The 17,760-nt window shown below is 71.0% G+C and carries 12 protein-coding genes; 9 read left to right on the forward strand and 3 right to left on the reverse strand.

The genetic code is table 11. The annotated features are described in order from the left end of the window. The first annotated feature begins 88 nt into the window (after nt 1–88). From nusG to rplA, 3 genes are all read left to right on the forward strand, one after another. Nucleotides 89–901, forward strand: coding sequence for a transcription termination/antitermination protein NusG (nusG, locus tag FBY24_RS12140; RefSeq protein ID WP_142160913.1), 813 nt, complete (start codon nt 89–91; stop codon nt 899–901). 85 nt (nt 902–986) lie between these two features. Further along, on the forward strand, nt 987–1,418 hold the full coding sequence (gene rplK, locus FBY24_RS12145) for a 50S ribosomal protein L11 (protein WP_142160915.1): 432 nt from the start codon (nt 987–989) through the stop codon (nt 1,416–1,418). An 80-nt stretch (nt 1,419–1,498) separates the two neighbouring features. Beyond that, nucleotides 1,499–2,218 carry a 50S ribosomal protein L1 gene (gene rplA, locus FBY24_RS12150; RefSeq protein WP_142160917.1) on the forward strand — a complete coding sequence of 240 codons (720 nt, stop codon included), beginning with the start codon at nt 1,499–1,501 and terminating at the stop codon, nt 2,216–2,218. A gap of 124 nt (nt 2,219–2,342) precedes the next feature. On the opposite strand, the gene FBY24_RS12155 is transcribed toward rplA, so the two are convergent. From FBY24_RS12155 to FBY24_RS12165, 3 genes are all read right to left on the reverse strand, one after another. Beyond that, complete coding sequence (locus FBY24_RS12155; protein ID WP_142160919.1) at nt 2,343–2,870, reverse strand: hypothetical protein; 528 nt, start codon at nt 2,868–2,870, stop codon at nt 2,343–2,345. After that, nucleotides 2,851–3,465: an RNA polymerase sigma factor gene (locus FBY24_RS12160; RefSeq protein WP_142160921.1), complete on the reverse strand. Its 615-nt coding sequence runs from the start codon at nt 3,463–3,465 to the stop codon at nt 2,851–2,853. Before FBY24_RS12160 ends, FBY24_RS12155 begins: the two co-directional genes overlap by 20 nt. 111 nt (nt 3,466–3,576) lie before the next feature. Then, entirely contained in the window at nt 3,577–4,917 is a 1,341-nt protein-coding gene (locus FBY24_RS12165; protein ID WP_142160923.1) for a S8/S53 family peptidase, read from the reverse strand. 50 nt (nt 4,918–4,967) lie between these two features. Between FBY24_RS12165 and FBY24_RS12170 the strand changes: the two genes are divergently transcribed. The 6 genes from FBY24_RS12170 (at nt 4,968) to rpsL (ending at nt 17,757) form a co-directional block, all read left to right on the forward strand. Then, nucleotides 4,968–7,634 carry a CHAT domain-containing tetratricopeptide repeat protein gene (locus FBY24_RS12170; RefSeq protein WP_142160925.1) on the forward strand — a complete coding sequence of 889 codons (2,667 nt, stop codon included), beginning with the start codon at nt 4,968–4,970 and terminating at the stop codon, nt 7,632–7,634. Between the two features lie 310 nt (nt 7,635–7,944). Further along, a complete protein-coding gene (gene rplJ, locus FBY24_RS12175) occupies nt 7,945–8,475 on the forward strand; it encodes a 50S ribosomal protein L10 (RefSeq protein WP_140457316.1) in 531 nt (176 codons plus the stop codon). Between the two features lie 105 nt (nt 8,476–8,580). Beyond that, nucleotides 8,581–8,970, forward strand: coding sequence for a 50S ribosomal protein L7/L12 (rplL, locus tag FBY24_RS12180; RefSeq protein ID WP_142160927.1), 390 nt, complete (start codon nt 8,581–8,583; stop codon nt 8,968–8,970). A gap of 508 nt (nt 8,971–9,478) precedes the next feature. After that, nucleotides 9,479–12,988 carry a DNA-directed RNA polymerase subunit beta gene (gene rpoB / locus FBY24_RS12185; protein WP_142160929.1) on the forward strand — a complete coding sequence of 1,170 codons (3,510 nt, stop codon included), beginning with the start codon at nt 9,479–9,481 and terminating at the stop codon, nt 12,986–12,988. Between the two features lie 116 nt (nt 12,989–13,104). After that, nucleotides 13,105–16,974, forward strand: a complete 3,870-nt coding sequence (locus FBY24_RS12190) for a DNA-directed RNA polymerase subunit beta' (protein ID WP_142160931.1) — start codon at nt 13,105–13,107, stop codon at nt 16,972–16,974. Between the two features lie 414 nt (nt 16,975–17,388). Then, nucleotides 17,389–17,757: a 30S ribosomal protein S12 gene (gene rpsL, locus FBY24_RS12195; protein WP_013117883.1), complete on the forward strand. Its 369-nt coding sequence runs from the start codon at nt 17,389–17,391 to the stop codon at nt 17,755–17,757. The last annotated feature ends 3 nt before the right edge of the window (nt 17,758–17,760 follow it).

The following is a 17,760-nucleotide window of genomic DNA, read 5'->3' on the forward strand; positions in this document are numbered from 1 at the left end:
CGGCGCCCACCCCACCGCGCACGGCCACGGCCAGGCGCACGCACCGAAGCCCGTCGTCGGACGGACCACCGGAGAAAGCAGGTTGCACGTGTCGCAGGAGTCGCAGGAGCCCACGCCGGGTGCCGAGGCCGAGCTGGCGGACGCGCTCGCGTCCGTCGAGGCCGTCGAGGCCGGTGCCGGGCACGACGTCGACGCCGACGACGTGACCGACGCCGACGAGACGTCGCAGGACGACGCCGCCGACGAGGAGCCGGGCGCCGACGAGGACGACGCTCCCGTCGCCGACGAGCCCGACCCCGACGAGGACCCCGTCGCCGCGTTCAAGACCAAGCTGCGCCGCCTGCCCGGCGACTGGTTCGTCATCCACTCGTACGCCGGCTACGAGAACCGTGTGAAGACCAACCTCGAGTCGCGCACGCAGAGCCTCAACATGGAGGACTACATCTTCCAGGTCGAGGTGCCGATGGAAGAGGTCGTCGAGATCAAGAACGCGCAGCGCAAGGTCGTCAAGCGCGTGCGGATCCCCGGCTACGTCCTCGTCCGCATGGACCTCACCGACGAGTCGTGGGGCGCCGTGCGCCACACGCCCGGCGTCACCGGGTTCGTCGGCCACACGCACCAGCCCGTGCCGCTGACGCTCGACGAGGTCTTCTCCATGCTCGCGCCGAGCCTGGAGACGAAGGCCCCCGCGCAGCAGTCCCAGAAGCAGTCCGCGACGCCCGTCGAGGTCGACTTCGTGGTCGGCGAGTCCGTCACCGTCACCGACGGCGGCCCGTTCGACACGCTGCCCGCGACGATCTCCGAGATCAACCCCGAGAACCAGAAGCTTAAGGTCCTCGTCTCGCTCTTCGGCCGGGAGACCCCGGTCGAGCTGTCCTTCAGCCAGGTCTCGAAGATCTGACCTGCTGACCGGTCCCCGCCACCGCGGGGCCTGCAACCGGGTCATCGCCCACGGCGTCGGCCCACGACACGAGAGGGAAGGCGTCATGCCCCCCAAGAAGAAGGTCACCGGCCTCATCAAGCTCCAGATCAAGGCCGGCGCGGCGACGCCGGCCCCGCCGATCGGCCCCGCGCTGGGTCAGCACGGTGTGAACATCATGGAGTTCTGCAAGGCGTACAACGCGGCCACCGAGGCGCAGCGCGGCAACGTCATCCCCGTCGAGATCACGGTGTACGAGGACCGCTCGTTCACCTTCATCACGAAGACGCCGCCGGCCGCCGAGCTCATCAAGAAGGCTGCGGGCGTCGACAAGGGCTCCCCGACCCCGCACACCACCAAGGTCGCCTCGCTCACGCGTGACCAGGTGCGCGAGATCGCCAGCACCAAGCTCGAGGATCTCAACGCGAACGACCTCGACGCCGCCGAGAAGATCATCGCGGGCACCGCCCGTTCGATGGGGATCACCGTCCAGGGCTGACGCCCGGACGATCCCGCACCCCCAGTGGCAGGGCTCGTGCAGCCCGTCGACCACGACTGCTGACCAAGGAGAACAGGCAGATGCCCAAGCACAGCAAGGCGTACCGCGCCGCCGTCGAGAAGATCGAGGCCGGCCGGATCTACTCCCCGCTCGAGGCCGTGCGCCTCGCCAAGGAGACGTCGACCACCACGTACGACGCGACCGTCGAGGTCGCGTTCCGCCTCGGTGTCGACCCCCGCAAGGCCGACCAGATGGTCCGTGGCACCGTCAACCTGCCGCACGGCACGGGCAAGACCGCCCGCGTCATCGTGTTCGCCGTCGGCGAGCGCGCCGAGCAGGCCCGCGCGGCGGGTGCCGACGAGGTCGGTGGCGACGAGCTCATCGCCAAGGTCGCCGGCGGCTGGACGGACTTCGACTCCGCCGTCGCCACCCCCGACCTCATGGGCAAGGTCGGTCGTCTCGGCAAGGTCCTCGGCCCGCGTGGTCTCATGCCGAACCCGAAGACCGGCACCGTGACCATGGACGTCGCCAAGGCCGTCGCCGACATCAAGGGCGGCAAGATCGAGTTCCGCGTCGACCGACACGCGAACCTGCACTTCATCATCGGCAAGACGTCGTTCTCCGACGTCGCCCTGGTGGAGAACTACGCCGCGGCGCTCGACGAGATCCTGCGTCTCAAGCCGTCGTCGTCGAAGGGTCGCTACATCGCCAAGGCGACGGTCTCGACCACCAACGGCCCCGGCATCGCGCTGGACCAGAGCAAGACCCGCAACCTCACCGAGGAGGAGGACGCGGCCTGACGCGTCTCCACCACGGCAGCAGGGCCCGGCGACCGCACGGTCGCCGGGCCCTGCTGCATCCTGCTCGGGCCCCGTGGGCCGGTCCCCCTGCGTCCGGCCCGCCGACGCCCGTGTCAGCGCCGGCTCACCAGGGGAGCCATGTGGTCACGCACGTGCCCGACGCGCCGGTGCACACCAGCCGGACGGGCCCCTCGGGCCGCGTGTCGAGGCGGAAGTAGCCGACGTCGTCGGTCTCCACGCTCGCGACGTCCCCGTCGGGGGTGCGGAGCGTCACCTGGCCCGGTCGGGCCGGGATCAGCTGCCCCTCGACGCCGTCGTCGTCGATCTCGACCTCCACGCCGACGCCCTCGCCCTCGAAGACGAGGGTGCGGGACGGCTGCCCCGACCGGTCCCGGACCGCCGTCGAGGTGCCCGTGAGGTGGGAGTCGTGGACGAGGGTCAGGAGCATCAGGTCGACCGCGAGGTCGTCCCGGGCCGCGAGCATGCCGCGGTGCGCCGTGAACGCCCGGTGTGCGCTCGACGACACCCGCTCGTAGAGGTCGGCGTCGGCGAGCGCGTCGACCAGCTCCGCCGCCAGGGCGTCGTCGTCGGCCCACACGTGCTCCCAGCGCAGGGCGGCACCGCCCGTGGGGTCATCCGAGTGCCAGGACATCGCGGCCTCCTTCGCCGGGTGCAGCGCCGGTGGGCGCCCCGAGGTAGCTCCTGATCGCGGCGGTCTGCCGCAGCCGTGCCAGCCCACGCTGGCGGGTGGGGCCGATCGACCCGACGGGGATGCCCAGCTGCGCGGACACCTCCTGGTAGGTCGGCGGCGGGTCCGTGCTGAGCAGCAGGAGCAGCCGGCGCTGGTGGTCGGGCAGCTCGGCCAGCGCCGCACGCAGCGCCGCGTGGCGCTCGGTGCGCAGCAGGTCGCCGTCCAGCTCGGCGTCGTCCTGCACGTCGAAGCGGCCGGCCTGCGGATCGACCGGCACGCTGCGCCGCGAGAGGTTCGTCATGCGGATGCACTCGTGGCGCGTGGCCGTCGAGATCCACCCCGGCAGGGCCTCCGGGTCGCGGAGGTCGCCGAGGTGCTCGAGCAGGTTCAGCCAGACGGTCTGCGCCACGTCCTCGGCCTGCGACGGCGAGAGCCGGAACTGCCGCACCCGCGCCATCACCAGCTTGGTGTGCCGCCGCACGATCTCGGCCCACGCCTCTTCGTCGCCCGCGATCGCGCGGGCGACGAGCGAGGTCAGCGACGGCCCGGTCGGCATCGCTCGGGATACCGCCGGACCTGACGGGTCCACGGGGAGTCGGGTCACAGATCGCATGCTCCCGCGTTTGACACAGATTGTCTGCATCTCTCCTCCGCACGGCATCGATCGTCAGAGTCCAGGCAGGATGTGCAGCGCACGGCCGTAGTCGGGAACAGCGCGACCGGTCGCCCGCAGCTGGGCGTATGCGGTGCGGGCGCCGATCCCCTTCTCACGCATGAGGTTGGCGACCGCGCCGGCGACCTGGGGTGCGGCGAACGAGGTGCCGCTCCACCGGGCGAAGGCATCGGCGGGGAAGTCGTCGGGGTCGGCCGTGAACTCGTACGACTCCTTCCCCTTGACGAACGGTGCCTGGATGCCCTCGCCGACCGCGGAGCAGTCCACCCAGAAGCCGTGGCTCGACCAGGGCGCTGCGCGGTGCTCAGCCGTCAGAGCGGCGACGGCGACGACCTGACGGAACGCCGCCGGCCACATGGGACGTGTGTCGCCCGCGTTCCCTGCCGCCGCGACCACGAGGATCTCCCGGCCCTCGGCGTGCTCGATCTCCTCGACCCGCTCCAGCGCGGCCTCGACGGCGAGGGACGGCTGGTCGTAGAGGGTCGGCGAGCCCAGCGACAGGTTGATGATGTCCGCGCCCTGCTGCGCAGCCCGCACGATCGCCGCTGCGACGTCGACCTCGGTGCCCACCCCTCCGCCCAGCAGCGCGCGGTGCGCGGTGATGCGTGCGTGCGGTGCCACTCGTGCGACCACACCGGCGACGAACGTCCCGTGGCCCGCGCACAGGTCGAGATAGCCGTCGCCGGGATCGATATCGAGCGGGTCGATGTTGGTGTCCGGGCCCGACGTGTGTCGCGGGACGTCGACGAGCCAGCCGTCCGTCCGGACTCGCTCGTCGATCCCGGTGTCGATGACGGCGACGTGAGGTGCGTCGGGCAGGGGGCCGTGCTCGACGACCGGCAGGTGGTGCGCCAGCGCAGGGCCGCCGAGGTTCTTCATGATCGGTCCGCACGGCATGACCTGGTTCTGCGAGGCGGCGAAGCCGCGCAGGCGCAGCTCGGCGACCGTGTCGTGGAGCTCGTCCGCGCTCACGTCGTCGGCGGCCCGGAGCAGGACGATCTTGTCGTCGATCTCGGGGGCGTCGAGCTCGATACGCTCCAGGCGGCGCGCCTCGAGGTACGACCGCGCGCCCACGTCCGCCCACGTCTGCGTCGAGACGAGCAGCTCCCGTGTCGCGACGAGGACGCTGGTGCCGTCTCCCTGCGTCACCGTCTCCAGCGTCCGGTCGCACCGCGCCCGGTATCGGGCCGTGACCGACCGCACGACCTGTCGCTGGAGTGCCGGCTCCCGCGCGCTGCGTACCAGCTCCGTGACCTGCTGGCGGACCTTGGCCCGCTCGCGCGAGCTGGGTCGCGACTGCTGTGCGTCGGCGCCGGTACCGTCGGACGTGCTCATCGAGTGGTCCCTTTCTTGGGGAACGGATCAACAGGGAGAGGCTGGTCGTGATGGCGCGCAGGCGCACTGCTGCCCTCTCCGTGGACGAGGAGAGCGCAGCTGACCTCGTGATACATGCACGGCGGCTCGCGGACGAGGCCGTCGCTGACCCTCTCACCGCTGAGGCCGGTGTCGTCGACCTGCTGCACCGGGCCGAGGGCCTCGGCGCCACCCACGCGCTCGTGCACGCGCTTCGCGCGATGGCTGCTGTGCACCGGGCGCGGCTCGAGCACGTCGAGGCGCGGAAGCTGCTGGACCGAGCGGCTCGCATCGCTCGTCGCACGGGTCGCACGAGAGCGGAGGCCGAGGTTCTCGGTGCACGCGCCGCGGTCAACCTCGAGGTCGGACGCACCGACGCCGCCCGGCGCGACATCGCCCGGGCGCTCGCCCGTCTCGCTTCCACCCGGACCGCTGGTGCCGGTGTGGGCGACGGGCTCAACGCGTACCTGCGCCTTCAGCAGGCGGTGCTCGACCACAACGCAGGCCGGCTGCGCGAGGCCGAGGTGCTGTACCGACGGATCCTCGCGCTGGGGGACGTGTCGGAGGACGTCCGCGTCCGGGCGTCGAACAACCTGGCCATCCTGCTGGTGTCGCGGGGCGCCTACGACGAGGCGCTCGACTCGTCCGAGCGCGCCGTGCGGGCTGCCTCTGCACTCGGGCCGGTCACCGCCGCCATCGCGCGCCATACGCGGGCCTGGGTCGCGGTGCATCAGGGCAGGCTGACCGATGCCATGGTCGAGTTCAGCGAGGTCGCCGACGTCTATGCCGAGCAGGGGCTGCCGCTCGGAGAGTTCCACATCGAGGTCGCAGACGCGATGGCGGACCTCAGGCTTCTCCCCGAGGCTGTGTCTGCCGCGGAGCTGGCGATCAGCCAGCTCGCCGGGGCCGGGGTGTGGCTCATGCACGTCGAGGCCCAGGTCCGTCTGGCCCGTCTGCACCTCGAACGCGACGACCCGAGGCGGGCGCTCGAGGTCGCGGCGGACGTGATCGCGAGGAGTGGGCTGCAGGCGCGGGGGGCATGGGCGGACCGGGCGCGGATCCTCGAGGTGCAGGCGATGCTCGCGATCGACGCGGACGGCATCAGCGCGCGGGACGTCAGCGTCGCGCGACGAGCCGCGAGCCGTTTCGAGCGGTCCGGGGACGTGACGGCCGCCGCGGAGGCCCACGTGGTGGCGGGTCGGGCGGCGTTCGCGCTCGGGCGGACAGCTGCAGGCCATGCCGCCCTGCAGGCGGCCGGGAGACTCGCGCGACGCGGTCCGCTGCCGCTGCGGGTCCGCGGCCGGGTCGCGCGGGCGACGTCGGCGCGGGCCTCCGGAGACCTGCCCAGGGCGGTCCGTGAGGCGCGCGCGGGCCTGAAGGACCTGGCTGCTCATCGTGGAACTCTCCCGACGATGGAGCTGCGTGCGCTGGCTTCGGGGCATGGCGCCGAGCTCGGCGAGATCGGACTCTCCATCCTGTTGAGGAGCGGGTCGCCCTCGCGGGTGCTGCACTGGATGGAGCAGACGCGTGCCGCTGCGCTCCTGGCCCGGCTTCCCGTCGACGGCGACGACGTCGCGCTGGGTGGTGGTGGGGTCGCCCCGGCGGTCGACGCGCCGTCGCGCGCGCTGTCGACGGTGCTGGCGGGGCCGCTGCGCGACACCACCGATCGCGTCGGAGGCGGCGTCACGGCGGCAGCGCTCGCCCAGCCGGCGCGGGCGACGGTCGGGGTGGGCACGCTCAGGCAGCAGCTCGACGGTGGGGTGCTCGTCGAGTTCGGCCGGTGCGAGGGCCGATACGTCGCGGTGGTCGTCCGGCAGCGGACCGCGAACGTGGTCGATCTCGGACCGCAGTCCGCGGTGGCCGATCCGATCCGAGCCCTGGTGTTCGCCCTGCGCCGGCTCGCGGATCCGCGCTCACCGGCGTCGGCCGCCGCCGCTCGGGCGAGTGCGGAGATGCGGCTCGAGGCGCTGCGCACGCTGCTGCTCGAGCCGCTCGACCTGAGCCCGGACGACGAGCTCGCCGTCGTGCCCGTCGGCGCCCTGCACGGCGTGCCGTGGTCTGCGCTCCACGCCGGACCTGTGACGCTGGCGCCGTCCGCCACTGCGTGGTCCGGGGCGAGCGACGCGTCCCACGCGCCTCGCCCGCCCGGGACGGTGCTCGTGGCGGGACCGGACCTGGTGGGCGCCGAGGAGGAGGTCGACGCGCTCTCGCAGGTGCACCCCTCGGCCCGCGTCTTCGGTGCCGCTGACAGCCGTCGTGCAGACGTCCTCCCGCTCTTGCGTCAGGCCGGTCTGGCACACCTGGCGTGCCACGGCGTGCCGCGAGCCGACAACCCCATGTTCTCGTCGGTCGTGCTGGCAGACGGTCCGGTCACCGTGCAGCAGCTGCATCGCGCGGGCGCTGCACCGCGCAGGCTCGTGCTGGCGTCATGCCACTCGGGTGCCGACGTCGCCTACGCCGGCGACGAGGTGCTCGGCTTCGTCGCGGCGATGCTGTCGCGGGGGACCGCGGGGGTGGTCGCGTCGATCGCCGCGGTGCCGGACGTCGAGGTGGTGGACCTCATGCTGGGGCTGCACCGTCGGCTGGCGGCGGGGGAGACGATGGCGCGCGCCCTGCACGGGGCCCGGGGGGAGATCGACCGCAGCACGCCGGCGGGCTTCGTCAACTGGTGCACGTTCAGCGCCCACGGCGCCGGTTGAGCGCGGTCGGTCGAGGGGGCCGGGCAGGGGAGCGGCTGTGGCTGCGACGGTGGGTGCGGCGCAGATTTGGCCGGGCCGGTGATCTGGCATATGCTGCTGCGGCCCAAGACCGCCGGTCGTCGGTCCGCTCGTCGGACCGGCCGAAGCTCCGCAGCAGCGGGGACCAGCGCAGGCGAGAGTTCACCGGACCGACGTCCGCCACGTGCCCTGCTGCACGTGCGCCCGTCGTGATGTCGAGCCCCGCGCCTGCGCGGGGCTCTTTTCTGTTCTCGGGGTCGAGCACGGCGGCACCACCATCGGAAGGAATGCCATGGCGAGGCCGGACAAGGCAGCCGCCGTCGCGGAGATCACGGACCGGTTCCGTGCGTCGAACGCGGCCGTGCTGACCGAGTACCGCGGGCTCACCGTCGCGCAGCTGAAGCAGCTGCGCAAGGCGCTGCGCGGCAATGCTCACTACGCCGTGGTGAAGAACACGCTGACCGCGATCGCGGCCAAGGACGCCGGCCTCGAGGGCCTCGACGCCGGGCTCCAGGGCCCGTCGGCGATCGCCTTCGTGCACGGCGACCCGGTCGAGGCGGCCAAGGGTCTGCGTGACTTCGCCAAGGCGAACCCTGCGCTGGTCATCAAGGCAGGTGTCCTCGACGGGCGCCCGCTGACCGCGGAGGAGATCACCAAGCTCGCGGACCTCGAGTCCCGTGAGGTCCTGCTGGCCAAGGCGGCCGGCGCGATGAAGGCCAAGCTGTACCAGGCCGCGTACCTGTTCACGGCTCCTGCCTCGCAGGCCGTGCGCACCGTCGAGGCCCTGCGCGCCAAGCGCGAGGAGTCCGACGCCGCAGCCTGAGCCCACGCTCCGGCCGCACGCTGCAAGCCAGCAAGCCCCCTGCACGACCCCAGACCGCCGTCGCACCCGTCCCGGTGCGCGGTCCGAACGGAAGGAACCGCCATCATGGCGAAGCTCACCACCGACGAGCTCATCGACGCGTTCAAGGACCTCACGCTCATCGAGCTGTCCGAGTTCGTGAAGGCCTTCGAGGAGACCTTCGAGGTCACCGCCGCCGCTCCCGCCGCTGTCGCGGTCGCCGCCCCCGCCGGTGGCGGCGCGGACGCCCCGGTCGAGGAGGAGAAGGACTCGTTCGACGTCGTCCTCGAGGCCGCCGGCGACAAGAAGATCCAGGTCATCAAGGAGGTGCGCGCGCTCACGTCGCTCGGCCTCAAGGAGGCCAAGGACCTCGTGGACGGCGCCCCCAAGCCCGTGCTCGAGGGTGTCAACAAGGAGGCCGCGGACAAGGCCAAGGCTGCCCTCGAGGGCGCCGGCGCCACCGTCACCCTCAAGTGACCTCCCGGGCGGACGGGCGCGGCTGACCGCGACCGCCCTCCCGAGCCGCACGAGGCCCGCACCCCACCGGGGTGCGGGCCTCGTCGTCGTCCGGGCAGGGTCCCGCTCGAGGGCGTGCCGGACATGGCGGGGGAGCAGGGCGCACGCAGGTTGTGGGCGACAACTTCCCGGGCGGGCGTCCGTGTGCCACCATGTGCGAGGCGACGACGAGGTCGCCGGGCGCGACGGCGCCACCGTCGGACGGTTCGGCGGTGGGGCACCAGCACCACGCGACGCGAGGGCATCGGCGCCCCGCGGGCCGCGACCGCACGGGTCGTCGGAGCGTGGGTGGACTGGGCGCGCCTCGGAGAGTATGCTATCGCTTTGCGCTGGCCTGTGCCCGCGATCCCGTATAACCCGAGCCCCCAGACGCCGTTCGTGCGCGACGTCCTGCCGGCTCGCACGGCCGGGGGATCGTGCCTGCAGGGCCTGCGCAGCGTGCACTCCGATCCGCAGGGAAGGACCCCTCTTGGCTGCCTCGCGCACCCCTTCTGCTCCGTCTGCCGACGCCATCGCGAACCGCACCGCATCCCGCCGCATCTCCTTCGCCCAGATCTACGAGCCCCTCGAGGTGCCCGACCTTCTCGGCCTGCAGACCGAGAGCTTCGACTGGCTGCTCGGGAACGCCCGGTGGCAGGCCCGCGTAGCCGCGGCGGTCGAGAACGGTCGCCAGGACGTGCCGCAGACGGCCGGTCTCGAGGAGATCTTCGAGGAGATCTCCCCGATCGAGGACTTCGGCGGCTCCATGTCGCTGTCGTTCCGCGAGCACCGCTTCGAGCCGCCGAAGTACACGGCCGAGGAGTGCAAGGAGAAGGACTTCACGTTCGCCGCGCCGCTGTTCGTCACCGCGGAGTTCGTCAACTACACGACCGGTGAGATCAAGTCGCAGACCGTCTTCATGGGCGACTTCCCGCTCATGACCGAGCGCGGCACGTTCATCATCAACGGCACCGAGCGCGTCGTCGTCTCGCAGCTCGTGCGCTCGCCCGGCGTCTACTTCGAGCGCGTCGCCGACAAGACGTCCGACAAGGACATCTTCACGGCCAAGGTCATCCCCAGCCGCGGCGCCTGGCTCGAGTTCGAGATCGACAAGCGCGACAACGTCGGCGTCCGCGTCGACCGCAAGCGCAAGCAGAACGCCACCGTGCTGCTCAAGGCGCTCGGCATGACCGAGGGCGAGATCCGCGAGGAGTTCGCCGAGTTCCCCGCGGTCATCGACACGCTCGAGAAGGACCACGTCCAGACGCAGGACGAGGCGCTGCTCGACCTGTACCGCAAGATCCGCCCGGGCGAGCCGCCGACCGTCGAGGCCGGCCGCGCGCTCATCGAGAACTTCTACTTCAACCCCAAGCGCTACGACCTGGCCAAGGTCGGTCGCTACAAGGTGAACAAGAAGCTCGGCCAGGACGCCGCCCTCACGGACTCCGTGCTGTCGCTGTCCGACGTCGTCGCGACGATCAAGTACCTCGCCGCGCTCCACATCGACAAGGACACGCTGCCGGGCTCGCGCGGCGGCGAGCAGATCGACGTGCGCGTCGAGACGGACGACATCGACCACTTCGGCAACCGTCGCATCCGCGCGGTCGGCGAGCTCATCCAGAACCAGGTCCGCACCGGCCTGTCGCGGATGGAGCGCGTCGTGCGCGAGCGCATGACGACGCAGGACGTCGAGGCGATCACCCCGCAGACGCTGATCAACATCCGCCCCGTCGTGGCCTCCATCAAGGAGTTCTTCGGGACGAGCCAGCTGTCGCAGTTCATGGACCAGAACAACCCGCTGGCGGGCCTGACCCACAAGCGGCGCCTGTCGGCCCTGGGCCCGGGCGGTCTGTCCCGTGACCGTGCCGGCATGGAGGTCCGTGACGTCCACACGTCGCACTACGGCCGCATGTGCCCGATCGAGACCCCTGAGGGCCCGAACATCGGCCTCATCGGCTCGCTCGCCACGTACGGGCGGATCAACCCGTTCGGCTTCGTCGAGACCCCGTACCGCAAGGTCGTCGAGGGTCGCGTCAGCGACGAGGTGGACTACCTCACCGCCGACGACGAGGACCGCTACGTCATCGCCCAGGCGAACGCGCCGCTCGACGGCGACAACGTGTTCGCCGAGGAGCGCGTGCTCGTGCGGACCAAGGGCGGCGAGGTCGACTTCGTGCCCGGCACGTCCGTCGACTACATGGACGTCTCGCCGCGCCAGATGGTGTCGGTCGCGACCGCGCTCATCCCGTTCCTCGAGCACGACGACGCCAACCGCGCGCTCATGGGCGCCAACATGCAGCGCCAGGCCGTGCCGCTGGTCCGGTCCGAGGCGCCGCTGGTCGGCACCGGCATGGAGCGTCGTGCCGCGGTCGACGCGGGCGACGTCATCGTCGCGACCAAGCCGGGTGTCGTCACCGAGGTGTCGGCGGACCTGATCACGGTCGCGAACGACGACGCCACCACGTCGACGTACCGCGTCGCGAAGTTCCGCCGCTCCAACCAGGGCACGAGCTACAACCAGCGCGTGCTGGTCGACCAGGGCGCCCGCGTCGAGGTCAACTCGGTGCTCGCCGACGGTCCGGCCACGGACGAGGGCGAGCTCGCGCTCGGCCGCAACCTGCTGGTCGCGTTCATGTCGTGGGAGGGCCACAACTACGAGGACGCGATCATCCTGTCGCAGCGCCTCGTGCAGGACGACGTTCTGTCCTCGATCCACATCGAGGAGCACGAGGTCGACGCGCGCGACACGAAGCTGGGCCCCGAGGAGATCACGCGGGACATCCCGAACGTCTCCGAGGAGGTCCTCGCCGACCTCGACGAGCGCGGGATCATCCGCATCGGTGCCGAGGTCGCAGCCGGCGACATCCTGGTCGGCAAGGTCACGCCCAAGGGCGAGACGGAGCTGACCCCGGAGGAGCGCCTGCTCCGCGCGATCTTCGGCGAGAAGGCCCGCGAGGTCCGCGACACGTCGCTCAAGGTGCCCCACGGCGAGTCCGGCACGGTCATCGAGGTGCGCACGTTCAGCCGTGAGGACGGCGACGAGCTGCCCGCCGGCGTGAACGAGCTCGTCCGCGTGTACATCGCCCAGCGCCGCAAGATCACCGCGGGTGACAAGCTCGCCGGGCGTCACGGCAACAAGGGCGTCATCTCGACGATCCTGCCCGTCGAGGACATGCCGTTCCTCGCGGACGGCACGCCGGTCGACATCATCCTCAACCCGATGGGTGTCCCCGGACGCATGAACGTCGGGCAGGTCCTCGAGGTCCACCTGGGGTGGATCGCGTCGCAGGGCTGGGACATCCAGCTCGCGACGGAGGGCGACCTGTCGTGGAAGGAGCACGTGCCGGCCGTCGCCGCCACGAGCACCCCCCGCAACCCGGTCGCCACGCCGGTGTTCGACGGTCTGCAGGAGGACGCGCTGTCCGGGCTGCTGGAGTCGACGCTGCCGAACCGGGACGGGGACCGCATGGTCCAGCCCGACGGCAAGGCGCGTCTCTTCGACGGCCGCTCCGGCGAGCCGTTCCCCGAGGCGGTGTCCGTCGGCTACATGTACATCCTCAAGCTGCACCACCTCGTCGACGACAAGATCCACGCGCGCTCGACGGGCCCGTACTCGATGATCACGCAGCAGCCGCTGGGTGGTAAGGCGCAGTTCGGCGGGCAGCGGTTCGGCGAGATGGAGGTGTGGGCCCTCGAGGCGTACGGCGCCGCCTACACCCTGCAGGAGCTTCTCACCATCAAGTCCGACGACGTCCCCGGGCGCGTCAAGGTGTACGAGGCCATCGTCAAGGGCGAGAACATCCCCGACTCGGGCATCCCGGAGTCGTTCAAGGTCCTGCTCAAGGAGATGCAGTCGCTCTGCCTGAACGTCGAGGTGCTGTCCGCGGACGGCGTGTCCATCGACATGAAGGAGAACGACGACGAGGTCTACCGCGCCGCGGAGGAGCTCGGCATCGACCTGAGCCGTCGCCCCAACGCCAGCAGCGTCGAAGAGATCTGACGCCGAGCGCCGGTGCGGCCCCCGCCACGGGGCCGCACCGGCAGCCGACACCCCTGTGAGAGTCCATCCCGCCGGCGGGTTCGCCGCCCCCGGCAAGCGAAGGAAGTAGGACCCCCTTGCTCGACGTCAACGTCTTCGACGAGCTGCGCATCGGCCTGGCCACGGCCGACGACATCCGTGCCTGGTCGCACGGCGAGGTGAAGAAGCCCGAGACCATCAACTACCGCACCCTCAAGCCGGAGAAGGACGGGCTCTTCTGCGAGAAGATCTTCGGCCCCACCCGGGACTGGGAGTGCTACTGCGGCAAGTACAAGCGCGTGCGCTTCAAGGGCATCATCTGCGAGCGCTGCGGCGTCGAGGTGACCCGCTCGAAGGTCCGCCGTGAGCGGATGGGCCACATCGAGCTCGCCGCCCCCGTCACGCACATCTGGTTCTTCAAGGGCGTCCCGTCGCGCCTGGGCTACCTGCTCGACCTGGCGCCGAAGGACCTGGAGAAGGTCATCTACTTCGCGGCCTACATGATCACGTGGGTCGACGTGGACGGTCGCCAGGAGGACCTCCCGAACCTCCAGAACGAGATCGACCTGGAGAAGAAGGAGATCGCGGACCGCCGTGACAACGACATCAACGCCCGCGCGAGCAAGCTCGAGGCCGACCTGGCCGAGCTCGAGGCCGAGGGTGCCAAGGCCGACGCGCGCCGCAAGGTGCGTGACTCCGCCGAGCGCGAGATGGCGTCGCTGCGCAAGCGGGCCGACGCCGAGCTCGACCGGCTCGAGCAGGTCTGGGACCGCTTCAAGAACCTCAAGGTCGCCGACCTCGAGGGCGACGAGATGCTGTACCGCCAGCTGCAGGACCGGTACGGCAACTACTTCGAGGGCTCGATGGGCGCCGCGGCGATCCAGAAGCGCCTCGAGGCGTTCGACCTGGAGGCGGAGGCCGCGTCGCTGCGCGAGACCATCCGCAGCGGCAAGGGCCAGCGCAAGACCCGTGCCCTCAAGCGGCTGAAGGTCGTCAACGCGTTCCTCACGACGACGAACTCGCCCACGGGCATGGTCCTCGACGCCGTCCCGGTCATCCCGCCGGACCTGCGTCCCATGGTCCAGCTCGACGGTGGCCGCTTCGCCACGTCGGACCTGAACGACCTCTACCGCCGCGTCATCAACCGGAACAACCGCCTCAAGCGGCTCCTGGACCTGGGCGCGCCGGAGATCATCGTGAACAACGAGAAGCGGATGCTCCAGGAGGCCGTGGACTCGCTGTTCGACAACGGCCGCCGCGGCCGCCCCGTCACGGGCCCCGGCAACCGTCCGCTGAAGTCGATCTCCGACATGCTCAAGGGCAAGCAGGGCCGGTTCCGCCAGAACCTGCTCGGCAAGCGCGTCGACTACTCGGGCCGTTCGGTCATCGTCGTCGGCCCGCAGCTCAAGCTGCACCAGTGCGGCCTGCCCAAGCAGATGGCGCTCGAGCTGTTCAAGCCGTTCGTGATGAAGCGCCTGGTGGACCTCAACCACGCGCAGAACATCAAGTCGGCCAAGCGCATGGTCGAGCGCGCGCGCCCGGTCGTGTGGGACGTGCTCGAGGAGGTCATCACCGAGCACCCGGTGCTGCTGAACCGTGCACCGACGCTGCACCGTCTGGGCATCCAGGCGTTCGAGCCCCAGCTCGTCGAGGGCAAGGCGATCCACCTGCACCCGCTCGTCTGCGCCGCGTTCAACGCGGACTTCGACGGTGACCAGATGGCCGTCCACCTGCCGCTGAGCGCGGAGGCGCAGGCCGAGGCCCGCATCCTCATGCTCTCGAGCAACAACATCCTCAAGCCGTCGGACGGTCGTCCGGTGACCATGCCCTCGCAGGACATGATCATCGGCCTGTACCACCTGACGTCGGACCGCCCCGACGCGCTCGGCACGGGCCGGGCGTTCAGCTCGGTCTCCGAGGCGATCATGGCGTTCGACCAGGGGTCGCTCGACCTCAACGCGGTCGTGCGCATCCTCATGGACGACCTCGTCCTCGACGAGGAGCGCGCGCCCGAGGGCTGGGCTCCCGGTCAGACCCTGATGTTCGAGACGACGCTCGGCCGTGCGCTCTTCAACGAGCTGCTGCCGGTCGACTACCCGTACGAGAACGGTGTCGTCGACAAGAAGCGTCTGTCGGTCATCGTCAACGACCTCGCCGAGCGCTACCCGAAGGTCGAGGTCGCCGCCTCGCTCGACGCGCTGAAGGAGGCAGGCTTCCGCTGGGCCACCCGCTCGGGCGTCACGATCGCGATCTCCGACGTCGCGACGCCGGCGGTCAAGCAGACGATCCTCGACGAGCACGAGGCGCGTGCGGCGAAGGTGCAGGGCCAGTACGAGAAGGGCCTCATCACCGACGACGAGCGTCGCCAGGAGCTCATCGAGATCTGGACGCAGGCCACCGACAAGGTCGCCAAGGCGATGCAGGAGAACTTCCCTGCGCGCAACACGGTGTACCGGATGGTCGGCTCGGGCGCCCGAGGCAACTGGATGCAGGTGCGTCAGATCGCCGGCATGCGTGGCCTCGTGGCCAACCCGAAGGGCGAGATCATCCCGCGCCCGATCAAGTCGAACTACCGCGAGGGGCTGTCGGTCCTCGAGTACTTCATCGCCACGCACGGCGCCCGCAAGGGTCTGGCGGACACCGCGCTGCGGACCGCCGACTCCGGGTACCTCACGCGTCGTCTGGTGGACGTCTCGCAGGACGTCATCGTCCGCGAGGACGACTGCGGGACCGAGCGCGGCCTGACCATGCCGATCGGCGTGGCGGCGGCGGACGGCTCGCTGCGCCGCCACGACAAGGTCGAGACGTCCGTGTACTCGCGGACGCTCGCCACCGAGGTCTCGGTGGGCGACGAGGTCGTGGGCCGTCCGGGCGACGACGTCGGCGACGTCCTGCTCGACCGGCTCCTCGAGGCCGGCGTGACGGAGCTGAAGATCCGGTCCGTGCTCACGTGCGAGTCGCGCGTCGGCACGTGCGCGAAGTGCTACGGGCGGTCGCTGGCGACGGGCAAGCTCGTCGACATCGGTGAGGCCGTCGGCATCATCGCGGCGCAGTCGATCGGTGAGCCGGGCACCCAGCTGACGATGCGGACGTTCCACACCGGTGGTGTGGCCTCGGCCGACGACATCACGCAGGGTCTGCCCCGTGTCCAGGAGCTCTTCGAGGCCCGCACCCCCAAGGGTGAGGCGCCGATCGCGGAGTTCTCGGGCCGGGTCACGATCGAGGAGGGCGACCGCTCGCGCTCGATCGTCCTGACCCCGGACGACGGCTCGGAGGAGATCCGGTACCCGATCACCAAGCGGTCGCGCCTGCTCGTGCAGGACGGCGACCACGTGGCGGTCGGCACCCAGCTCGTCCAGGGTGCGGTCGACCCGAAGAAGGTGCTGCGCATCCTCGGCCCCCGGGCGACGCAGAAGCACCTGGTCGACGAGGTGCAGGAGGTCTACCGCTCGCAGGGCGTGGACATCCACGACAAGCACATCGAGGTCATCGTGCGGCAGATGCTGCGCCGCGTGACCGTGCTCGACTCGGGCGAGACGGGCCTGCTGCCCGGCGAGCTCGCCGAGCGCGGCCGCTTCGAGGACTTCAACCGCAAGGCGGTCTCCGAGGGCGCGCAGCCCGCGGCAGGTCGGCCGGAGCTCATGGGCATCACGAAGGCGTCGCTCGCGACGGACTCGTGGCTGTCGGCGGCCTCCTTCCAGGAGACCACCAAGGTGCTCACCGAGGCCGCGATGTCGAGCCGTTCGGACCCGCTGCTGGGCCTGAAGGAGAACGTCATCCTCGGCAAGCTCATCCCGGCGGGCACGGGTCTGCCCCGCTACCGCCAGGTGAGCGTGGAGCCGACCGAGGCGGCGAAGGCCGAGCTGTACCCGGCGTTCGGCTACGACGAGATCGACTTCCCGGCGCTCGGTCTGGGCACCGGCGAGGCGATCCCGCTCGAGGACATCGACTTCGGCGACTACCGCTGACGTCGAGCTCTCGTCCGCTCCGTCCCGAGGGGCCCGTCGGTGCGACCGACGGGCCCCTCGGGCGTGTGCTGCTCCCGGTGCGCGCCGGGCGTGCGGGGAGCCCGGCGTCCTGCTTTGACGGTGTCCGCGGGGGCGGGTAGCGTAGGAGACCGTGCCCGCGCCGTCGGGCCCTTGTGCGTGCACTCTCCAGACCGCCCCGGCGGTGGGGGAGCGGCGCCGGGCAGGAGCCCCTTCTCCGTCCACCGACCTCGTGTCGCGGCGGGGAGGACCAGGGCGACACGCCCGGGCGCGGGGGTCGGAGCGGGACGTCAGACCTCCGGGGTAGTCGCGCGACGGGCGACGATCCGGGACGAGCCGGCCGTCCAGGGTGACGGGTGCCGGTCAGACCAGAGAACACCGACAGACGGAGACGTAGTGCCTACGATCCAGCAGCTGGTCCGCAAGGGCCGGCAGGCGAAGACGAACAAGTCGAAGACGCCTGCCCTCAAGGGCTCCCCGCAGCGCCGTGGCGTGTGCACCCGCGTGTACACGACCACCCCCAAGAAGCCGAACTCCGCGCTGCGCAAGGTCGCGCGCGTGCGCCTGTCCTCGGGCATCGAGGTCACGGCCTACATCCCGGGCGTCGGCCACAACCTCCAGGAGCACTCGATCGTGCTCGTCCGCGGTGGTCGTGTGAAGGACCTGCCCGGTGTCCGCTACAAGATCGTGCGCGGCGCTCTCGACACGCAGGGCGTGAAGAACCGCAAGCAGGCGCGCAGCCGCTACGGCGCGAAGAAGGGCTGAACC

The organism is Cellulomonas sp. SLBN-39, assembly GCF_006715865.1.
Lineage (GTDB): Bacteria > Actinomycetota > Actinomycetes > Actinomycetales > Cellulomonadaceae > Cellulomonas.